Raw genomic sequence first — 21,457 nt, forward strand, 5'->3', positions numbered from 1 at the left:
AACAAAATAAAGCCTATCCAAAACTCAGTAGTTTGGATAGGCTTTATTCATTTGTAAGGAAAACAGCTGGGATAATTGAATCGGTTAACAGCAACGATGTAACAGATTCATTTGTTAATGGTAAAATATTAATGAAAAACAGAGAAGTTTTGACGTTGGATGAAGAGAAAATAAAATACGAAAGTAAGCTCGCAATGAAGGAACTTGCTATTCGTGCAAACATTTAACCCTTTATTTAGAGGGTTAACAATAATTGAGGTCTAAAATATGTTAACAAACACACTTCTATTAAGTATTGTTTTATGTTCCAATTTAGTGATTGGCATTCTATTAGGGATGTCCGGAATTGCGGGATTTCTTCTCCCGTTAATCTATGTAGGTTTTTTAGAAATACCTGTCCATGATGCACTTGCATTGAGCTTTTTAGCTTTTGCTGTTTCAGGTGTACTTGGCGCTTATTCCTATTGGAAATCTAAAAACATGGATTTAAAATTAGCGCTATTTTTAAGCATCGGTAGCCTTCCTGGCGCGTTTTTAGGTGTTCAAATCAATGTGCTAATTTCTGATTTTCTAGCAAAACTGCTTCTGTACTTATTTATTCTTGTCGCTGGATTGTCGATTATTTTTAAGAAAAACAATGAAAATGCACTTATAAAAAAATCGAAAGCTTTGAATCATCCTTTTATTGTCGTGATTATCGGTTTTTTTACAGCAACTATTTGTGCATTAACAGGCGCTGGTGGACCTATTTTATTAGTACCATTACTAGTTAATCTTGGTGTCAATATTCGTGTGGCTGTAGGTGTTAGTCTTTTAAATTCCGTATTTATCGCTATACCATCTATATTTGGATACTTTGCATATGCCAATGTAGAAAGTATTTATAGTTTAGTAATTGCTAGTTTAATCGGCGTAACGATTGGAATTCTCACGGGTACCCGCCTTGCCAATAAAGTACCTATGCACTTGTTAAAAATAATGATTGGTGTTATCACTATATTGTCTTCACTTTATATGCTCTTTACGTTAAAGTAGGCGCTTATTTCCCGGAAAATTTAAAACAGAGCCTTACTACATGAAAATGTAGTAGGCTCTTTTTATGTTGAGGATATTCAACAGTTAACACACTATGGTTATAATGTTTATGCAAGCTTATTAATATCCATTTCTAAAGGAGCCGAAACATATGCAACCATTTACTAAAAATGTGATAACTGTAATAAAAAATATACCGACTGGTAAAGTAATGACCTATAGCCAAGTTGCAGCATGTGCGGGCAGTCCTAGAGGAGCTAGACAGGTTGTAAGAATACTTCATACAATGAGTGAAAAGTATAATCTCCCTTGGCATCGGATTGTAAATATCAAGGGAGAAATCACTATTAAAAATGCGGCGCACCAAAAAGCATTATTAGAAGGTGAAGGGGTTATTGTCACACAAGTCCTTACACTCAGCTTAGAGGAGTATCAATATAAAATAGACCCTATGGATTTTGAATTTTAAAACTTTCTAATACCTTTATATAAATAGGCACAAATAAAAATACCCCTAAATTGTTAGATTTAATGTCTAACGATTTAGGGGCATGTCGCCTGTATTTCCATCATCGAGTATTATGACTTAGATAATCACAGTATGGCTTAAACATAAAATACTTTTTTCAATATTAATTCCAATGCCCAGCTTTTTCTAATTTCTTTTTACCTTTAAATGCTAAGATAATAGCTCCCACATTTAAGAGCAACATGATAAAAATAGTATAAAGAACATAAGTATAACTACCTGTAAATTCAAAGATAAAGCCATAAATAGGTAAAGCAACAATACCTGCAACTGCTAATCCTGTTATAGCAAGTCCATAAATTTGACTGAACTCTTTATTACCAAATAGAGCTGTTGTTAAAAGAGGCCCTAGTGTTCCAAGAGATGCAACAACGAATCCATATAGACCAGTAGCTAATTTAAATATCATCGGATTTTCTGGTACTAATAAAAGCATTCCTACTGGCACTAATCCTAAAAGCATAGCGGTAATTGCTGTATTTTTCACGCCTATTTTATCACTGAGGAAGCCGAAAAATAACGCTCCAATAACAACGCCTACAGACCATGAACCCATAGCATTACCTGCAAACTTAACATCATAGCCCAATCCCATTGCGAATGGTGCGACATGTTGGTTAAAAGCAGCTACTGATGTTTCACAGAAAAAGAAAAATACTAAAAAATAAAAGGCACTCGATTTTTTCGCTATAGTAGCAGCGACACCACCATTTGTTGCCGTTTGAGCATTAACCGTTGTATCTTCCTTCACTTCTTCCATACCATATGGCTGTAACCCTATTTGTTGTGGGGCTTTTCTAATCGTTAATAACACAATAGGAATAACAATCGCCATTACGCCGACACCTAAGAAAATATACGTATTTCTCCAACCTGCACTAGCAATTAAGTTACCCGCTACTGGTTGAAGGAAAGCACCTATTAAACCACCAGCTCCAACCATAATACCTAAGGCTAAGCCCTTGTGCTTTTTAAACCAATTGTTAATAAGCACAGGTCCTGCTAATTGTGTTACGATTACAGATCCCATTGCCATTGGAATAGCAAACAGATACCAACCCCATACAGAGTTCATGAATCCAAACATTGCATAGGCTCCTGCCTCCAACGTAACAGCTACCACTAAAAGAATTCTAATATTATATTTGGCTATCATCTTACCTGCAACTGGTAAAGATAGCATTGTGACAATTGATGCTATGCTAAAGTACAATGTTAAACTTCCCATTCCAATACCTAAATCTTCTGTAACTGGAGTTAAAAATAGACCACCTGTAGTCGCAATGCCTCCTTTTGCAGCTCCAACCATTACAACTAAACCTAACAATACCCACCAAGCGTAGTGGATTTTTTTCTTTGACTGACTCATATGTTGTCCCCGATTCGCATGTTGATTTTATTTTTTATATTAAATATCATTCCATTTTTAATAACTGTTTAGGGCTTGGTTACAGTTTGAGAAAAAAGTAAATATTAATATGCTATTAATTAAATAGAATTTATTTTATTGATATATTAAAAATTTCTTTAATGAAAACTGCCTATGTTTGTTCCCATTTTCCTCCTAGTTCTTTACATACGTAATTTAGTTTAATAATAAACAACCTTCGCAATAGTAACTCGTTATTTATAATGTGTCAAATATATGAACTTTGTTATTTTACTCCAAAAATAAGTCCTATATTTGTTGAACTTATGCATACACCATGCTACAAGCCTGTTTACACTGGCTCCCGTGTAACTTATGAGCCATCAAAATACAAGTTTTTTATCCTTATATTTTTAAAATATTACCTTACAAAAAAACCACTTAAAGCGTTGTCTTTGCCCAACACTTTAGGTGGTTCTATTTTTTACAATACTTACAGGCGCTAAAATTAGTTGCAGAAAAGTGTGCCAGTCACTCAAACAATTTTCGCACAATTAAAAACACCTAAAACATTGTCATATCAACAACGCTCTAGGTGCTCCTTTTTAACACATTATATTCATCTTCCTACTAATCTTCTAACATTTCTACCATTTTTGAATAGCCCATCTCTTTAGCATAATCAAGCGCAGTCTTACCCGAATTGTCACGAAGTTCTTTATTGGCATTATATGCTAATAATTCTTGTACAATTTGCTGATACACCACTGAACCGTCCGTTAATGCTACCGCTTCAATTAATGCCGTATAGCCAAATTTATTTTGATGATCGATATCTACTTTACCATCTTCTAATAGTAGCTTCACATTGTTTAAATGCCCTTTTTCAGCTGCAGGTATTAAGGCATTGCCACCATAGCGATTCACAATTTTTTGATTTGGTTCCGCATGCTCCAACATATACTTTAAAATCTCTGTTTTTCCTTGTGCGCCTGCATATAAATAGGCGCTATCCTGAATATGATCTTGTTGATTAATATCAGCACCCGCATCAATTAATCGCTTCGCAACTTCAATATAATTTTCATGTGTAGCAATTAATAAAGGCGTTTCCCCTTTATTATTTGTTTCATTAAGTGGATATGATGAATCCTGTATAATTTCTAGCACCATTTCTACATCATTTTTTTCAACTGCTTGAATAAGATCACCTGATTGTGGCTTCATATGCTTTTCCTCCCCCTTGTCATTACACCCTGTGAGTATGAATAATGCGCTTACTAGAATGCTTATAAAATATTTCATGTAAAACCTTCCTTACACAAGGAGATTTTCAGTCATTAAAGCGATATCCACTGCCCCAAATTGTCTCGATTGGCAGCTCTGATAGTTTTCCTTTTTTTAATTTATCTCGTATGCGACCTACATGAACAACAACTGTAAAAACATCGCCATCTAAGTCATCCATATACCATAGTTGACGGAAAAGTTGCTCCTTTGTCCAAACACGATTTGGATGCTCCATAAAAAAGACGAGCAGGTCAAATTCCTTTGTTGTAAAAATAACTTCCTGACCTAAAACAAATACTTTGCGTGCGGCTTTATCAACAATAATATTATTCATCTCTAAATAATCCTTTGTTTGTTCAGTACCTGTCAGCTGCTTGTAACGTTTACTATGCGCTTGTACACGAGCGACGAACTCACTCGGACTAAATGGCTTTGTTATATAATCATCCGCACCTAAGCCAAGTCCTCTTATCTTATCAATATCCTCTTTTTTTGCAGAAACAATTATAAGCGGAATATTTTTCTTTTCACGAATACGTCGACAAATTTCAAAACCGTTCATTGAAGGGAGCATTAAATCAACGACAATTAAATCAAAAGGCTCATTTAATGCTCGACTCAATCCTTCAGAACCGTCCGTTATGATTTCTGCCTCTATATCATGAATTTCTAAATAATCTCTTTGTAATTCTGCAATGCTAATATCATCTTCAATGATTAATATTCGTGATGGCATCAGTCATTGACACTTCCTTTAAGCCTTTTCCAAGATTATTGTCACCGTTGTACCAAAATGTAGCTTACTTTGAATTTTCACTTGTCCATTATGCTTTTCAACGATTTGCTTCACAATTGCAAGCCCCAAGCCGCTACCACCTGTCGTCGACGTACGCGCTTCCTCACCACGATAAAAATGATCGAATACATATGGGAGTTGGAGCTCCGAAATTCCTTGTCCGTTATCCTTTATAACAATTTCAACAAGCTGCTCAACTACTACTACTTCTAAAATCATACATAAAGGTTCATTTGGCTTTTTAAACTTCATACTATTTTCAATTAAATTAGAGATTGCCCGATTCATCTGCATACGATCAATATGAACATAGACATCCTCCACTACATTCAATACCAGCTGTACATCTCGATTGTATAATTGAAACTCCTCCACTATATGTGTAAGGAACTTGCCGATCTGTATACGCTCAAAATGAAGCTGAACTGCCTCTGCATCAAACTTAGAGTAAAGAAAAAGTTCTTCAATTAATCTGTTCAATGCAAGTGATTTAGAGTGGATGGTCTTCAAATACTTTTCCCGCTTTTCAGGCGTTTCGGCAACTCCCTCCTGTAAACCTTCCACATATCCAATAATCGTTGTAATTGGTGTTTTTAAATCATGAGAAATACTTGCGATTAGGTCTTTACGGTTTTTTTCAAGGTTTCGTTGCTCCTGAATAGACTCTAAAAGTGCTGATCGCATACTCTCAAAATTAGCTGTCAGCTCTTGTACTTCCCTTGCTGTATTAGCAGGTAATGTCGTTGCCTCTATCATTAAATCGCCCTCTCGTATTTCGGACATAGTCTGTCCTAAATTTTCTAGAGGTTTAATAATTGTCTTGTGTAAAAATTGATTTAAAAATAGCATTGCGGCAAACGATACTAAAAGGATTATGAAAATAATAATAATTCCCCATTTAGTAAGGAAATCTAAAAAGCTGTTTTCTTTTTTCAGCACTAAGACACTACCCTTAGATTTGTCGCTATAATAAAAGTCGAACTTAATATAACGGTACAGTCCCCCTGCATTATCTATTGTGCCCTTCGTTTCAATATTATTCGTATTGAAAGTTGGAAAATGCACGACAAGTGACCGTTCTACTAATCCCTGCGAATAATAAACAATTTCCTCTTCATGACGAATGACAACTCCAAGTGACCTGTTCTCAATCTGTTGAAAACTTTTTTGCATATCTTGCACTAAAAGCCTGTCTGGATCCTCTTTGGCAATATTACGTAGCTTTACATAAGCAAGCTCCTCTTCCGGGCTCAAAGAGCGTTGCTTTGTAAAAGTTTGATACAATGTTTTAGGTGTCGGAACAGACCCTGTTGTCACATAAAAAACAATACATAAAATTGATAGAATAGAGACACTTGCAATTACAATACCGCCGATATAAGAAGTTAAAAATCTATTCTTGATTGTCATATTGATCTCCTTTCCTCAATTTATAAAGGAGATTCCTTACTTTTTCAAGTGATGGACTTTGTGGTAATTTTAAAAACTAAATGTTGGTTTTAAATCTCCCTTATACGGCTCATGCTCTACGAAGATTGTGATATCATTGCCATCTGCATCCTTACCTACACGCTTATAAGTAAACTTATCATCATTTAATTCCGTAAGTTCCAATGCTGCACCATATTTATTATCGCCTATTGATACATGTGCGCGAATTTTATTGTCATGAATGACATCAAAGTAACCATAATCTCCGCGACTTTCTCCTGTTTCTCTATTAAAGAATTCATATTTATTTGTGTCCTCTTCAAACTTTGCGACACTTAAAAAATTCCCATTAAACTCTGAGACATCATTACCTTTTTCATCAAGTACCTTTGTTCCATGCCATAATGTTTTACCTAGGATTTCATCTCCATCTACACTAGTATTAATATCTCCTGTAGAAGTTGTTAACGTTTTGTCTTCGTTAGTGAAGGCTAAATCATTTTCATATGGTATATGCTCCACAAACACTTCTATATCATTACCGTTCATATCTTTCCCCATACGTTTGTAAGTAAAGACTTCTTCATCTAATGTAGTTATTTCAACAACTGCTTGATATTTCATCGTATCAGAAATTAAAATACGCTTCATACCGTCATTTGTCATAAAGAATGTACCCTCATCACCACGAGTCTCCCCTGTTTTCGCGTCAAAAAATTCATATCGACCTGTTTCAGAATCGTATTTTGCTAAACCGATAAATCCGGCATTCTCCTCAGTTAAATCATTGTTATCTTTGTCGTAAACACGCGTACCTTGCCAATTTGTACTGCTTAAAATATTCGCTAATGTTTGGCCCTTTGTCAGTTGCTGCTCAGCTTGATTGGCCTCCGCCTGTTCATTTTGCACGACTGAATTGTCTGCCTCAGTTTTCCCTGAATCTGTACATGCCGTTAATATTGTGACTGAACTAAAAATAGCGAGTGTTGCGAATTTTAATTTGTTGTTCATATATTATTCTCTCCCTTTTCATTTGCTTATGCTTAATTATGAAGTCCAGTTCTAAACTGCTTATATCGCAAATATAAACAAAATATAAATTCGAGAAAAAAATCTTATTCGTTGTAAGATGCTTATAAAAAAGTAAAACTCGCCACAGATATTGGCGAGTTTGTTTGTAACTTATTAAATTTTTTTATAATGAAGCATCGCAAGTTGACCTAACTTTTCAACTTTGCTTAAACTATATTTTTGGGTAATATCATCGCCGTTATAAAGAGAGATTCCCTTACCTAAAATAATTGGGGCAATGGCTAGTTGGAATTCATCAATTAAATTTTCTTTAAAAAATTCACGTGCTAAATTCCCCCCACCAATTAGCCATATATCTTTACCAGGCTGTTGCTTTAAATTGTTAATGAAAGCTTCAACATCTTCATTAATAAATGAAGCATATTCATCTGAACCGCTGACAGATTTAGAAAACACATAGTTTTTATAATCACTATAAGGATAGTCCATGTCAAATCCTCGAATGGTATCATATGTACCCTTACCCATCACAACCGTATCAATTTTATTTAGAAGGGAATTGTAACCCGAATCGCCTTCTACTTCCGTAGACTCCAACCACTCTAAAGAACCATCATCATTTGCAATAAAACCATCAATAGAAGTACCTATATACAAAATAACATTACGTCTTTTTTCCATATAAATCCCCACTCCTGTTTCACAAGATAACATTAAGTATATCAGTAACTGTTATCTAAAATTAATATGTTCGTACCAATGGTGGTGTATATTTTGCAATAAATTGTTCGATTTCGATAAATGAGTTGGAAAATAACATTGCCTTTTTATCTGCTTCAGTTAAAAAACCGTTTGTTACCATATCATCATAAAATTCTTTTAATTTATCATAATAGCCACCTACATTGAATAAAACACATGGATTTTGGTGTTGTCCAATTCTTGCCCATGAAATTACCTCTGAAATTTCTTCTAATGTTCCAGGTCCCCCAGGCAGTGCAATATAGCAGTTCCCTAATTCAATCATCTTATTTTTTCGTTCAGACATGGACTGCACAACTTCTAAACGAGTTAAATTAGGATGACTTAGCTCTCGATCAACTAAAAATGTCGGAATAATGCCGATTACTTTACCGTTATGTAATAAAACTTCATCTGCAATGACACCCATTAGACCAGCTTTTCCTCCGCCATATACTAGAGTATGTCCATTTTCGGCAATCCATTTACCAAGTGCTTTTGCTGCCTCTTCGTATAAATCATTGTTACCTAGACTTGCACCGCAATAAACTGAAATATTCAAATTCGATTCCTCCTTTATGCTATCATTATAGAAGTATAAGGAGTGATTTTCATTGAATATTTTTGAATATCAAAAGTGGATAACTGAATTTTACAAAAAGCGAGGCTGGTACGACTTAAACCCTTTTATTCGTGTCAATTTCTTAACGGAAGAGGTTGGTGAAGTTTCAAAGGCCATACGAACAATTGAAATTGGGCGTGATCGTCCAGATGAAAAAGCTCTACCAAAAGAACAACAAATTGAGAATTTAAAAGAAGAACTAGGCGATGTTCTTGATAATTTATTTATTTTAGCTGATAAGTACGAAATTGATTTAACTGAAATTATGATAAGCCATAAAGATAAACTAATAAAAAGATATCAATAATATTAAAAGTTTTAAACATCCCCCCTAATTCGTTGTCATATTAACGAATTAGGGGTTTTTTCTCATAATCCTCAGTTATTCCGTAACAAGTTACAAGGCACCCAAATGTAAATCATCTAGCTCAAAAAAGTTCTATAAGCCCCCTATTGTATGCACTTCTGCACATTACTCAAAAGCAGCTAAAATCTCATACTATCGCTATTTATTGAATTTTTATATTAAAATCTAAATTATGAAGTATATTCCAAAAAATCTATTTATGTTATACTATACGCTAGAATAACAAAGGGAGTTTACAAATTTGGCAAATACTTTTAATTTTGTATTGCGAGTTTTTTTCTTTTGCCATCAAAGACCGGACCGTTCATTCCATTATAAAGGGAAGAAATTCCCTCTATGTGCCAGATGCACTGGTATGGCAGTAGGTTATCTTTTATCCATAATATTAGTCATACTTTTAGGCATATTTGATTTATGGATTATAGCTTTATTAATTTTACCAATGGCTATAGACGGTACAGGTCAATTATTTGGTAAATGGACAAGTAATAATAGTAGACGGTTCCTTACTGGATTAACTGGTGGAATCGGTATTATTTATATTTTCTACATTATTGGTTACCAATTTTTTTTATTTGGTCAATATGTTGGGAGAAATCTATAACAAAATATTGGAGGTACTATTATGTATTGTAAAAACTGTGGCGAACATATTTCTGAACATGCAGAAATTTGTATCCACTGTGGTGTCCGCGTAAAAAATGCAGGTGGTGCAGACAAACCAAACTGGGGCGTTAACATAATTACACTTTGCTGTGTGCCACTTGTTGGATTAATTATGTTCTTTGTTTGGAAAAACGAAAAGCCAGTTGCGGCTAAATCAGCTTTAATGTTCTTCTTTATTAACATAGCAATTATCGTATTATTCTATATTGCAATGTTCATTATTGGATTATCAAGTTACTAAAACGAAGGATTACATAATGTATTGTGAATTGAACATATTTCTGATTTAGTAAAAATTCGCCCTAAATGTGGCGTACGTCCTTACGTCATAAATCTTCTGTCACATGTGGCTCTAGTATAAATAGTAATCCGATAATTAAGGTTTAACTACGGACGCTTTTACTAATTGCTAAACAAACAGCACGGTGAACAAGATGATAAAAGGGAAATTTTTATTATGTAGGGGGTTTTATTATGTATTGTCCTAATTGTGGTTCTACCATTAACGAGAATGCCGAAATTTGTATACATTGTGGTGTCAACGTATTAAAATTTAATAACCAAATAACTGTAGCTAAAAATGATAAACCAAATATTTGGGTTAATGTACTCAGCTTATGCTGTTTCCCTCTGCTTGGCATTATCATCTATTTTGTATGGAAAGACACTCAACCAAAAGCTGCAAAGTCTGCTTTAATATTTGCTTTGTTTGGTTTAGCTATTTCAATTATTTTCGCAATTATTACATTTGTAATTGGGATTGCAACAGAAATGATGGATGATAGCTATTATTACTAATCAATATGACTAAAGTGCTTTGGTTTCCATTCACTTCATCATAAACAATAAAGAAGGGTAGACATTTAGAAAAGTCCCCCTTCTTTTTATCGTATTGCTATAAATAAAAGCAACAAGCTTAAAAAATAATATGTATGAGCCTATCGTTTTTTTATTTCAATAATTTTGCTTATTAAGATCAATTACGATTTTATTAAATGACCATCTTTATCAGTAAATTTACCAACGATAATCATAACTAAATCAACTATTGTCCAAATTCCGAACCCACCTAATGTGAAAATCATTAAAATACCTGTACCGATTTTACCAACATAAAAACGGTGAATTCCTAGACCTCCTAAAAAGAAACAAAGTAATAATGTTGCTACGAAATTTTTGTCCGACATGTAAATACCTCCGATAAATTTATAAATACTTTATTAGATCACTCAATAATTATATATTACAAATAAAGTATTTTACAACATTTATTTCCTTTTGTATAAAACTACATTATTGATATTTTACTTCCTATAAAACGGACATTTGATTATATATAAAATTATCAAAACCACCTAAATCGTATTGTCCCTTTTTTAGAATTAAAGAAAGAAGCATCCAGTACATTTAGTTTCCTTAATACGTCTTTAATATAAAGTCTATGTGCTTTCTATAATTCATAACTCATAATCGTGCTCATTACTTATACTAAATCTAAAGCTACTTCCACTATCTTTGTAAATAATGTTTTTCTTTCTTCTAGTGTAGTAATTATATATATGAATAGATTTGTATTACGTTACCAAAGAATAAGTCCCCCTTCGAAACATATATTTTTTTAAGAAGTGAATTTATAGGGGGTTTTATCATGGTTATCACACCGGGTATTGAGGATCTACCTTACGTACTTCAAAAAAGTGGGGTAAAGTTTTTTACTTTAGTTGCTGAGGAAATAACGTGGGAATTGGTAGATGGTATCTTTATCAAAGCATGGGGATATAACGGCTCTACACCAGGACCAACAATTCGAGTTTTTCCTGGAGATAAAGTATGTATTAGGGTCATTAATCAATTACCTGTCCATACAAGCGTACATTGGCATGGATTAATCGTACCCAATTCTATGGATGGTGTCCCCCCCATTGAGCCCTCCCCATTTATAGAACCTGGATATTATTTTGATTATCATTTTACAATAGTCAATCCCCCAGGCACGTATATGTATCATTCCCATGTTGATGTTTCTATACAAGACAATGCGGGGTTATTAGGTGGCTTTATTGTTGAAAATCCGTCAGAGGTAAACATACCAAACCATAAAGATTACCTATGTTTACTTCAAGAATGGGCAATAAATGCTTTACCATGGGGCGATCTAACAAAAGGTACGTATGATTTAACATTTATTAAACCTGATTTTAATTTTTTTACAATCAACGGCCGTTGCTACCCATTAACTGAACCTTTACTAGTAAAATACGGAGATACGGTTAAAGTACGATTTGGTAATATTCAAATGAACCACCACCCCATCCATTTACATGGACATCAGTTTAAAGTAGTTGGTGCTGATGGTTTTCCAATTGTCCCTCATACACAAATTTATAAAAACACTATACTCGTCGCATCTGGTGAAACTTGGGATATTAGCTTCCAAGCGAATAACCCAGGTATTTGGCCAATGCACTGCCACATGCCTCATCACGTTACAAACAACGGTGTAGTTGGCTTAGGTGGTATGTTTACTACAGTTAAATATGAAGAAATGAATAATTCACCTTCTTTTTAGTATGAAATTCATGGAAAATAAGTATTTTTATAAAAATCAATTGATTGGATATTTTGTTTCTACTATATAAGATAGCTGGCGTTATTTTTAAATAAACGCCAGCTATTTTTATTTTCCACTGATGTATCTACAACTACTGTCTTGATAAGGTGCAATGAAAAAATTAATGACTTATAGTATGTCATTTCGCACTCGAAAGTCCTACTTTTTCATTAAATTACCAGGAATATAGATTTAATTTGTAATTAATAAACTAATACTAATTATCAATATTTTAATATCCAGATATTCTAATTACTCCCTTTATGATAAATTGGAAATATCACACTAAACTGAAAAGTGTGACAATAAAAGCTGAAGGGGGAAATGTGATTTGAAAAAGTTTAAGTTTACGAAGTTTCTAAGTAGTATTCTAGCTTTCGTTATGGTGCTTTCTCTATTTGTTCCATTATCGAGTGCTCGTGCTGAAGAGTCGAAACCATTCAAGCAAGATAGCCAAAGTGAAAGTATTATTCAACTAAAGGCGGCTATCGCTGAACAGCAAAGCTTGTCTAAAGATGGTCCAACTCTTCACGAAAGCTTACAAAATGTATCAGGTAATCAAGATGTTGCGGTCATTATTCATTTATCAGAATTGCCTGTAGCACTAGAGCAAGGAATGAGCCAAGTCAAAGGTCAAAGATTCTCAAATGCCCGGGCAAATGAGGTTCGCTCAAATGTAAAAGCACAACAAACAAAAGTTAAAAAAGAGTTATCTATTAAGAAAGTACAGATGACTCAAGGATTCACTTTTGATACTGTTTTAAATGGTTTTGCGGCAACTGTGAAAGCAAATGATCTTCCGAAACTGCTTACAGTAGAAGGAATTACATTAATCGAACCTGATGCAATTGTTTATGCATCCGAAGATAATTCGATGAAATCATCGGAACTTACTAAAGAAGATCAATTAGAAGCTCAAATGAATACAAGTAATTCTTTCCTTGGCATTGAACAGCTTTGGCAGGAAGGTTTAGAAGGACAAGGAATAAAAGTAGCAGTATTAGATACTGGTATTGATGCAGATCACCCTGAGTTTGCTGGTGTTTACAAGGGCGGAAAAAATTTCATTCCAAATTCATCAACTTACACGAAACCTCGTGCAGATGACGATGCATCGGAAACTTTGCCTTCGGAGCGTCCAGCGGGGACACCTGAATTTAATGAAAAGGGAAGCTCGTTCTATACTTCCCACGGTACACATGTTGCAGGAACAATTGCGGCAATCGGCGCTAACGAATTCGGTATTAAAGGAATTGCTCCAAAAGTAGACCTTTATGCTTATCGTGTTCTTGGGGCATACGGAAGTGGCGCTACATCCGGTATCGTTAAAGCAATTGAAACTGCTGTAATAGAAAAAATGGACATTATCAACCTTTCACTTGGCGGTGGAGCTAACTCTGAAACGGATGCTGGTTCATTCGCTATTAATAATGCAATGATGGCTGGAACAATTGGCGTAATAGCAACAGGGAACTCTGGTCCAAATCGCGGAACAATGGGCACGCCTGCAACCGCTCGTTTAGGAATTGCTGTTGGTAACACATCATATCCTGAAACAATGTATAACGGGGAAGTGAATGTTGCAGTTGGCAACTACAACTTAACAAAGCAGCTTCCATTAATGGGGACGACTTTTGGAAAAAATTTATCAACCCAGCTTCAAGGAGAATTTGATCTAGTTGCTGTTCCTGGAAACGGGGAAATAAAAGATTTTGAAGGAATTAATGTAGAGGGTAAAGTGGCATTGATTGCTCGTGGCGGTATCGCATTCGTTGATAAAATTGCGAATGCAAAGGCAAATGGAGCAATCGCAACAATTATTCATAACTTCGCTGGTGGAACGAATGCACCGAACATTTCAGGCACATTCCTTGGTGATTCATTTGAGTTTCTGCCGACATTTGATATGTCCCAAACAGATGGCGATGCAATTCGCGCTGCATTAGCAGGCGGAACTGGAAAAGTAAGCTTTAGTAAATTTGCTTCCACAAAGACACTTGGGGATGATGTAAACACTTCAAGTTCACGTGGACCATCTACACCAAACTTTGATATTAAACCAGATGTAAGTGCACCTGGAACAAACATTATGTCATCAATTCCAATGTATAAAAAAGATTTTCCTGATGCTGATTATGCGGAAGCATATGCTCGTAAAACAGGAACTTCTATGGCAACACCGCATATTGCGGGTATTGTTGCATTAGTTAAACAAGCAAATCCTGATTGGAACGCGTTCGATGTAAAAGTGGCAATTTCTAATACAGCACAGGTTTTAGATACAACAAAATACGATGTGTTTTCTCAGGGGGCAGGGCGTGTAAATGCTTATGCAGCAGCTCATCCTGAAATCCTTGCCTATGCACTTGATAGCGCAATTATAGATGGAAATGGTGCAGTTGCAGAAAACTTGAAGGGTACAGTCACTTTCGGTCCACAATCGCTTAAAGATCGGGATATCTCTGTAACAAAACAAGTTTTAGTAAAAGATATTAATGGAAACGGCGGCAATTACAATGTATCTATTGATGTGGCAAAAACATTTGGTGATGCAACTGTTACAGTCGATCAACCGACATTTAATCTAGTTGGTGAGCAAGTTTTAAATATTACATTAACCGCTTCACAAGCTACAGCACCAAACGGCTCTGAAATACTAGGGTATATTTACATCAGTGATGGAGCTACAGAAATTTCTTTGCCATTCGCAGCTGACTTTAGCGGCGCGGCAGTAACTGAAATTAAAGATTATAAGATTACAGAAACAGACCTATCCTTTAATGGAGATGGCGTGAAAGACTCGGCTGTACTTTCATTCACATTAACTGGAGATGTAACAACTAACTATATCGAGCTTTGGGATATTATGAACCCTGAAGGTGGAGAATACGGAGACGGCTACATTGGTTATCTGCATGCAGGGACTGCGCTAGGAAAAGGCTCTTATACGCTGAATGTTGGCGGGCAGTACAAACCATGGGGATCAGCACCTGCAACAACGATTCCTGACGGTCTGTATACAATTGACTTCACTGGTCTCGCAGCATCAGGGGTAGTTTCCGATTATGTTGGACCAATTATCGTTAAAACGACTAAACCCGAAATTACTGGTTCAGTAGCTGAAGGTGTCGCTACAGGACAGGTAACAGATAAGTATATCGACTACAATGAAGAGTTATATTTATACGGTTTAAACTATAATTTAAATGATAAATTAAAAGCTTCTTATATTTCGACGGTAAATGGCGAAGTACAAACACCAGTTGCTTTTGAATTAAATCAAGACGGTAGCTTCACATTCCCAGTAACAGCAGAAACGAATGCTGTATCTGTAATAATTAATGACGCTGCCGGTAATGTTGGTGAAGCAATAATATATAAAAAAGATGTAGTAGAACCAGAAGTAACACTTTCTGTAAATCCAACTGAGTTGAACCTAACAGCTGGAGAAACTGCACAACTTACGGTAACCGAAACGTCAACACCTGCAGAAGGTGATGTAACAGAGGAAGACGTAACTTCAAAAGCTACTTATGTTGTTGGAGATGAAAATGTTGCAACAGTCGTAAATGGATTAGTAACTGCTGTAGGTGCAGGCACGACTACTATTACTATTTCATATGGAGATAATAAGGTTACTATAAATGTTACAGTTAAAGCACCTGTTATAGAAGAACCAATAGTAACACTAGAAATCGACCAAGCTCAAGTTGAAACTAGAATAGGTAAAGAAGTTACAGTTAAGATTACTGAAGTAACTACTTTTGATGGTAAAACAACAGAAAAAGATGTTACAAAACTTGCAACCTACGAAGTAGCGAATGATAAAATAGCTACTGTAAAAGCAGGGGTTGTAAAAGGAAAAGGTCAAGGTAATACGACAATTACGGTAACGTATGGTGAGCACACACTAACATTTGACGTGGTGGTTGTAAAGCCTGGCAATGGTAATGGCAACGGCAATGGCAATGGTAATGGTAACGGTAATGGTAACGGCAATGGTAATGGTAATGGTAATGGTAACGGCAATGGTAATGGCAATGGCAATGGCAATGGCAACGGCAACGGTAATGGTAATGGTAACGGCAATGGTAATGGCAACGGTAACGGTAACGGCAACGGCAACGGCAACGGCAATGGCAATGGTAATGGTAATGGTAATGGTAACGGTAATGGTAATGGTAATGGCAACGGTAATGGCAACGGTAATGGTAATGGTAACGGTAACGGCAATGGTAATGGTAATGGTAATGGTAATGGTAACGGCAATGGTAATGGTAATGGTAATGGTAATGGTAATGGTAACGGCAATGGTAATGGCAATAAAAATAATAATGAAGTTACCGAGGTACAGTTATAATATTTCAGTTCAAGCAAAAAGAGAAATTGCACAGCGCAATTTCTCTTTTTGCTATTTATTATAAAGTAATGACTTGCAATTAATCTCTTATTATATCGCCAAAATGTATAATTCCTCGTTAATCTCACTAAACACGATCTATACAAATAAAGGAACTCAAAAAAGAAATCTTCTGCTTGTTTTCACATTAAATTTCCAAGGAGATGGTATCGTTTAATATTAGAAATATTATTGCAATATAAATGCCATGTACGTAAACAAATTAACACCTCCTTGTTCTTTTTCTCAGAAAAAACTATGTTACGATTATTTTATATTGACAACTAAGAACGAACATGGAGGATACATGAATGCTTAAAAAAATTATAGCAATTGTACCAGTTGCAATGCTCTCTGCAACTTTAGGTGCTAATGCTCAAGCTGCAACGATTACAGTACAAAAAGGTGATACCCTTTGGGATTTATCACGTGCAAATAATACATCTGTAGAAAATATCCAAAAGTTAAATCATATTAATACTAACCTTATTCACCCTGGGGATGTTCTTACCATTGCACAGCAAAAACAATATATCGTTAAGCAAGGTGATACATTATGGGACATAGCTCTAAATCATCAAGTAACCGTTTCACAAATTAAAGAATGGAACCAATTACAAACTGATCTCATTCATCCAGGTTTAAATCTATCTATCTTTGTTGGTTTGGAAACTAACACGGCTGTAACTGAAAAACCAATAATGCCTGCAACTCATGAAGCAAAAGAAACGACAACTTCAGTAACCTCTCCATCAAGTAATTCTACTTCAGTGGAAAGTACACCTGAAGCAACCGCTCCATCAACAAGTAATTCTACTTCAGTGGAGAGTACACCTGAAGCAACCGCTCCATCAACAAGTAATTCTACTTCAAAAGAAATTATAGTGGAGGCTTCAGCTTATACAGCTTCATGTGATGGATGTTCTGGTATTACTTCTACAGGAATTAACCTTAAAACAAACCCAAATACAAAGGTCATCTCAGTTGACCCAACTGTTATTCCGCTTGGTAGTAAAGTTTATGTAGAAGGCTATGGTGAAGCAATTGCAGGAGATACTGGAGGAGCCATTAAAGGAAAACGAATTGATGTTTTCTTTCCTTCTCAACAAGATGCAATCGATTTTGGCGTAAAACAACTAAAGGTAACAATATTAAACTAACAATTCCCATCCTATATTTAGGATTTAATATATATGAACAATAAGGTGACTTGAATCCTTATTTAAAGCAAAAAAGAACCAGATTAGGTTCTTTTTTGCTTATATCCCCAGCCCATCTAACGAGGTCCTGCCTTACATATAGGCAGGACCTCATAGTTTTATTTAAGCATTGTCGCAGTTAAAAATTCCCGAGTTCTCTCCTCTTTCGGATGGTCAAAAAATTGTTCAGGTGTGCCGCGTTCAATAATTTTCCCATCGTGCATATACACAATCCAATCAGCTACTTCTCTTGCGAATCCCATTTCATGGGTTACAACAACCATTGTCATTCCTTCTTCAGCCAAGTCTTTCATTGTTGTCAAAACCTCTCCCACAAGCTCGGGATCGAGTGCCGATGTTGGCTCATCAAAAAGCATAATGTCTGGTTCCATCGCAAGTGCTCTAGCAATCGCTACCCGTTGCTTTTGCCCCCCTGATAGTTTACTAGGATAGACATCCGATTTATCTTCCAAACCTACTTTTCTCAGTAATAGTTTTGCTTTGTTGATAGCCTTCTCTTTGTCTACACCCTTTACCATAATAGGTGCTTCAATAATATTTTCCAAAACCGTTTTGTGTGGGAATAAGTTGAAATTTTGAAACACCATACCTACCTTTTCTCTAATCTTATTAAGGTCATCTGTCCGTGGATTGACTTCATTTCCCTCGATTATAATATTGCCGTTATCCTTTCTTTCTAAAAAGTTCAAACAGCGAAGGAGGGTACTTTTCCCTGACCCACTCGATCCTATTAGACAAACAACATCACTCTCGTAAACTGTCATGTCGATATTTTTCAATACATGTAAATCTCCAAACGATTTATTCAATTGATTTATTTTAATCATTTCCTTGGTGTCCATTTTTTTCAGCTCCTATCTGTCGCTTATTGCTAATTTCAGTTCAGTTCGGTTCACTACAAATGTCATCAATGCTACGAGTAATAAATAGTAGACTGCTACGATGAGTAAATAGGTCATTTCATCAAAATTATTTGATCCTAGTGTTGTCGCCACATTAAACAGCTCATTCATGGAGATAAATGCGGCCAACGAAGAATCTTTTAAACTGATGATAAATTGATTGCCTAAAGGCGGCAACGCTCGACGAAATGCCTGTGGAAGAATAATTCTTCTTAATGTCAGTATCTTTGTCATTCCCAAAGAGCGGCCTGCCTCAACCTGACCTTTATCGACTGCCTGAATTGCGCCTCGAAGGATTTCAGAAATATAAGCTCCATTATGTAACGCTAGAGCAAGTGAAGCAGCCCAAAAATCAGGAATAAGGAAAATCCCGCTTATTCCGAAGTAAAGGATAAATATTTGGACAATCAGCGGTGTTCCGCGGACCAAATAGACATATATATCTGAAATAAGTTTTAAAATTTTGATATTAGAAATTTTTAATAGAGCAAAGACAAGTCCAATGACAATTCCTAGTATGATAGAAACCACCGTCAGCTCTAATGTTAATAGCATTGCTTTGAAAAATATTCCTTTTGTTTCCATTAGTATGTTAAAAAAATGCGAAAAACTTGGCAAAGTACTACTTCCTTTCTTTCTATAGCATTGATTTATTCTGGTTTTTCGGTAATGTCCTCACCAAAATATTTGATACTGATTTGAGTCAGTGTCCCATTTTCCCGGAGGTGTTCCAAAGATTCATTTACTCGCTTCAATAGTTTTGGATTATCCTGGGGCAGCACAATCGCCTGTTCACTGCGATTAATTAATTGCTGTCCTTTAATCTTAAATCCTTCTTTTTCAGCTGTTTTTCCTGTAACAAAATCTGTAATGACCGCATCGTGACGTCCGGTGCTCAACGCCTTTAAAGCTGTAATATCGCTGTCATATGTTTTTACATTGTCTGTATACTCGGAAGCTGTATCGGCATATGTCGATCCTTTTGCAACAGCTACTTCCTTTCCCTTTAAATCTTCGACAGTCTTAATTTTACTGTCAGGTCTGGTGAAAATTTTCGGTCCAGAATAGTAATACGGTGTAGAGAAAGAAACATGTTTACTTCGCTGCGGGTTAATCGTGTGGCTCGCAACCGCTGCATCCGCTCGGCCTGTTTTTACCCCTTCTACAATCCCTTTGAACTTGATTCGTTTCTGAACCGGCTCAAGGCCCATTTCCTTTGCAATCGCTTCCCCAACCTCAATATCAAAGCCCGACATTGTGAGATCGTCATTCATATAACTAAATGGCTTAAATTCACCAGAAGTAGCAAAAACAAATTGGTTTTTATTTATCAGTTCAGAACCATCCTCAAGCTGCTTCTTCTCTGTACAACCAGACAAAAAGCAGACTACGATTATACTAAAGACCAATAGTAACTTTTTATTCAACAACATGTTGGCTATGACTCCTTTTCCCTTTCGATTATTCCTACAATGCCTGTTACTATGTAACTTGCTTATGATAGTTAATACCCTGTCCACTCCTGATAAAACAAAAAAGTGTCAAGCACTGTTAATAGTACCCGACACTTTTGAAACATTTTTAATTTATATACATCTCTTTCAAGTGTTCTCTCTCCTCAAATATTGATGCTTTTTAGACGTTAAAAAAAGATTATTCATTGGTGAATTTAATATAACATTTCTCATCAATATAAACTGACTGTTCAAATACTTTGTTTATATAATTGCCCAAATGCTTTAGTACTCACTATGGAAGACAATTTTATAAGCAAATGGTGTGGTACAAATATGTCTTTGAATCGTTAAACCTTCTTCTCTACAACTGTCTACTAAAAAAAACAGCACCAATATAAAATTGATACTGCCTTAATTAACCACACTTACTTGTGATATGGTTCACCGTTGCACCTTTAATGGAGGTTATTAATTTTCTAAGTCGCTGCTGAGGAAGCAGCTGCGTCAGCCTTCACACAATCAATTGCAACAACGAATGCAATAATGATTTCCTCCATCTCCTCATCCAATATTTGAACTTTATAGCTATCTCCCCAAGTGAACCATTCCTTGTTCACTTTACCGATGACTTCACCATGCTGTAAGACCTGAAACTCCATATCCCACCAGTTACCGTGTATCTCCATGTCTGCCCCATCAATCGTATAGCGTGCTTTAAAGAAAGAAAACTCTTTCTTAATCGTTAACACCTCTCGACCATTTACCTCAATAAAAAACTTCGGTAAAAAGCTGAACACCTTTTTCGTAATAAGGGCTACTTCATCTCTTGTTTTATTCATAATGGAGAAAGTCTTTGGAATTTGCATAAAACTACCTTCTACGTAATAAACATCCTTTTCCTGCTGATCCTTTATTGTGAATTTGCCACTTAGACTGAATACCTTTTGCTTTATATAAAGTTGCTTCATTCTATACCTCCTTCGAAATAGC

Annotated in this window: 21 protein-coding genes and 1 pseudogene; 10 read left to right on the plus strand and 12 right to left on the minus strand. The window is 35.5% G+C overall.

Annotated features, from left to right (window positions below; genetic code table 11):
- Window positions 1-32: 32 nt before the first annotated feature.
- The 3 genes from ACIQXW_RS20205 to ACIQXW_RS20215 all read left to right on the plus strand — a co-directional run bounded on the left by ACIQXW_RS20205 (window position 33) and on the right by ACIQXW_RS20215 (window position 1,504).
- Entirely contained in the window at window positions 33-227 is a 195-nt protein-coding gene (locus ACIQXW_RS20205; RefSeq protein WP_402765026.1) for a hypothetical protein, read from the plus strand.
- Window positions 228-267: 40 nt separating this feature from the next.
- Window positions 268-1,035, plus strand: a complete 768-nt coding sequence (locus ACIQXW_RS20210) for a sulfite exporter TauE/SafE family protein (protein ID WP_402765029.1) — start codon at window positions 268-270, stop codon at window positions 1,033-1,035.
- 151 nt (window positions 1,036-1,186) lie between these two features.
- Window positions 1,187-1,504, plus strand: coding sequence for an MGMT family protein (locus ACIQXW_RS20215; RefSeq protein ID WP_401020960.1), 318 nt, complete (start codon window positions 1,187-1,189; stop codon window positions 1,502-1,504).
- Window positions 1,505-1,667: 163 nt separating this feature from the next.
- On the opposite strand, the gene ACIQXW_RS20220 is transcribed toward ACIQXW_RS20215, so the two are convergent.
- From ACIQXW_RS20220 to ACIQXW_RS20250, 7 genes and pseudogenes are all read right to left on the minus strand, one after another.
- Window positions 1,668-2,933: an MFS transporter gene (locus ACIQXW_RS20220; protein ID WP_402765032.1), complete on the minus strand. Its 1,266-nt coding sequence runs from the start codon at window positions 2,931-2,933 to the stop codon at window positions 1,668-1,670.
- Between the two features lie 630 nt (window positions 2,934-3,563).
- Window positions 3,564-4,160 (minus strand): ankyrin repeat domain-containing protein, encoded by a 597-nt coding sequence (locus ACIQXW_RS20225; RefSeq protein ID WP_402765035.1) that lies wholly within the window; start codon window positions 4,158-4,160, stop codon window positions 3,564-3,566.
- A gap of 106 nt (window positions 4,161-4,266) precedes the next feature.
- On the minus strand, window positions 4,267-4,959 hold the full coding sequence (locus ACIQXW_RS20230) for a response regulator transcription factor (RefSeq protein WP_340821596.1): 693 nt from the start codon (window positions 4,957-4,959) through the stop codon (window positions 4,267-4,269).
- A gap of 18 nt (window positions 4,960-4,977) precedes the next feature.
- Window positions 4,978-6,429, minus strand: a complete 1,452-nt coding sequence (locus ACIQXW_RS20235; protein ID WP_402765038.1) for a sensor histidine kinase — start codon at window positions 6,427-6,429, stop codon at window positions 4,978-4,980.
- A 69-nt stretch (window positions 6,430-6,498) separates the two neighbouring features.
- Window positions 6,499-7,326, minus strand: a pseudogene (locus ACIQXW_RS20240) (DUF4822 domain-containing protein); the annotation flags it as partial.
- A 309-nt stretch (window positions 7,327-7,635) separates the two neighbouring features.
- Window positions 7,636-8,163, minus strand: a complete 528-nt coding sequence (locus tag ACIQXW_RS20245) for a dihydrofolate reductase family protein (RefSeq protein ID WP_402765041.1) — start codon at window positions 8,161-8,163, stop codon at window positions 7,636-7,638.
- A 61-nt stretch (window positions 8,164-8,224) separates the two neighbouring features.
- Window positions 8,225-8,785, minus strand: a complete 561-nt coding sequence (locus ACIQXW_RS20250; RefSeq protein WP_401020947.1) for an LOG family protein — start codon at window positions 8,783-8,785, stop codon at window positions 8,225-8,227.
- A 52-nt stretch (window positions 8,786-8,837) separates the two neighbouring features.
- Between ACIQXW_RS20250 and ACIQXW_RS20255 the strand changes: the two genes are divergently transcribed.
- The 4 genes from ACIQXW_RS20255 to ACIQXW_RS20270 all read left to right on the plus strand — a co-directional run bounded on the left by ACIQXW_RS20255 (window position 8,838) and on the right by ACIQXW_RS20270 (window position 10,676).
- Window positions 8,838-9,152, plus strand: a complete 315-nt coding sequence (locus ACIQXW_RS20255; protein ID WP_401020945.1) for a MazG nucleotide pyrophosphohydrolase domain-containing protein — start codon at window positions 8,838-8,840, stop codon at window positions 9,150-9,152.
- A gap of 301 nt (window positions 9,153-9,453) precedes the next feature.
- Complete coding sequence (locus tag ACIQXW_RS20260) at window positions 9,454-9,816, plus strand: DUF2085 domain-containing protein (RefSeq protein WP_340821590.1); 363 nt, start codon at window positions 9,454-9,456, stop codon at window positions 9,814-9,816.
- A 21-nt stretch (window positions 9,817-9,837) separates the two neighbouring features.
- On the plus strand, window positions 9,838-10,119 hold the full coding sequence (locus ACIQXW_RS20265) for a zinc ribbon domain-containing protein (RefSeq protein ID WP_402765045.1): 282 nt from the start codon (window positions 9,838-9,840) through the stop codon (window positions 10,117-10,119).
- A gap of 233 nt (window positions 10,120-10,352) precedes the next feature.
- Window positions 10,353-10,676 carry a zinc-ribbon domain-containing protein gene (locus tag ACIQXW_RS20270; RefSeq protein WP_340821587.1) on the plus strand — a complete coding sequence of 108 codons (324 nt, stop codon included), beginning with the start codon at window positions 10,353-10,355 and terminating at the stop codon, window positions 10,674-10,676.
- Between the two features lie 182 nt (window positions 10,677-10,858).
- On the opposite strand, the gene ACIQXW_RS20275 is transcribed toward ACIQXW_RS20270, so the two are convergent.
- On the minus strand, window positions 10,859-11,065 hold the full coding sequence (locus ACIQXW_RS20275; protein WP_340821586.1) for an NINE protein: 207 nt from the start codon (window positions 11,063-11,065) through the stop codon (window positions 10,859-10,861).
- Window positions 11,066-11,526: 461 nt separating this feature from the next.
- Here ACIQXW_RS20275 and ACIQXW_RS20280 point away from each other — a divergent pair, with 461 nt between their 5' ends.
- The 3 genes from ACIQXW_RS20280 to ACIQXW_RS20290 all read left to right on the plus strand — a co-directional run bounded on the left by ACIQXW_RS20280 (window position 11,527) and on the right by ACIQXW_RS20290 (window position 18,048).
- The gene (locus tag ACIQXW_RS20280; RefSeq protein WP_401020940.1) at window positions 11,527-12,447 is read left to right on the plus strand and encodes a multicopper oxidase family protein; all 921 of its coding nucleotides are present in this window, start codon (window positions 11,527-11,529) and stop codon (window positions 12,445-12,447) included.
- 373 nt (window positions 12,448-12,820) lie between these two features.
- Window positions 12,821-16,849, plus strand: coding sequence for a S8 family serine peptidase (locus ACIQXW_RS20285; protein ID WP_402765049.1), 4,029 nt, complete (start codon window positions 12,821-12,823; stop codon window positions 16,847-16,849).
- Window positions 16,850-17,199: 350 nt separating this feature from the next.
- Entirely contained in the window at window positions 17,200-18,048 is an 849-nt protein-coding gene (locus ACIQXW_RS20290; protein WP_402765052.1) for a 3D domain-containing protein, read from the plus strand.
- A 158-nt stretch (window positions 18,049-18,206) separates the two neighbouring features.
- Here ACIQXW_RS20290 and ACIQXW_RS20295 read toward each other — a convergent pair whose 3' ends face one another.
- From ACIQXW_RS20295 to ACIQXW_RS20310, 4 genes are all read right to left on the minus strand, one after another.
- The gene (locus ACIQXW_RS20295) at window positions 18,207-18,950 is read right to left on the minus strand and encodes an amino acid ABC transporter ATP-binding protein (RefSeq protein WP_401020931.1); all 744 of its coding nucleotides are present in this window, start codon (window positions 18,948-18,950) and stop codon (window positions 18,207-18,209) included.
- Window positions 18,951-18,962: 12 nt separating this feature from the next.
- Window positions 18,963-19,628, minus strand: a complete 666-nt coding sequence (locus ACIQXW_RS20300) for an amino acid ABC transporter permease (RefSeq protein ID WP_401020928.1) — start codon at window positions 19,626-19,628, stop codon at window positions 18,963-18,965.
- A 32-nt stretch (window positions 19,629-19,660) separates the two neighbouring features.
- Window positions 19,661-20,443 carry a transporter substrate-binding domain-containing protein gene (locus ACIQXW_RS20305; RefSeq protein ID WP_402765057.1) on the minus strand — a complete coding sequence of 261 codons (783 nt, stop codon included), beginning with the start codon at window positions 20,441-20,443 and terminating at the stop codon, window positions 19,661-19,663.
- Window positions 20,444-20,943: 500 nt separating this feature from the next.
- Window positions 20,944-21,435, minus strand: a complete 492-nt coding sequence (locus ACIQXW_RS20310; protein ID WP_139860068.1) for an LURP-one-related/scramblase family protein — start codon at window positions 21,433-21,435, stop codon at window positions 20,944-20,946.
- Between the last annotated feature and the right edge of the window lie 22 nt (window positions 21,436-21,457).

Source organism: Lysinibacillus sp. NPDC097162 (assembly GCF_044762185.1).
Taxonomy (GTDB): Bacteria; Bacillota; Bacilli; order Bacillales_A; family Planococcaceae; genus Lysinibacillus.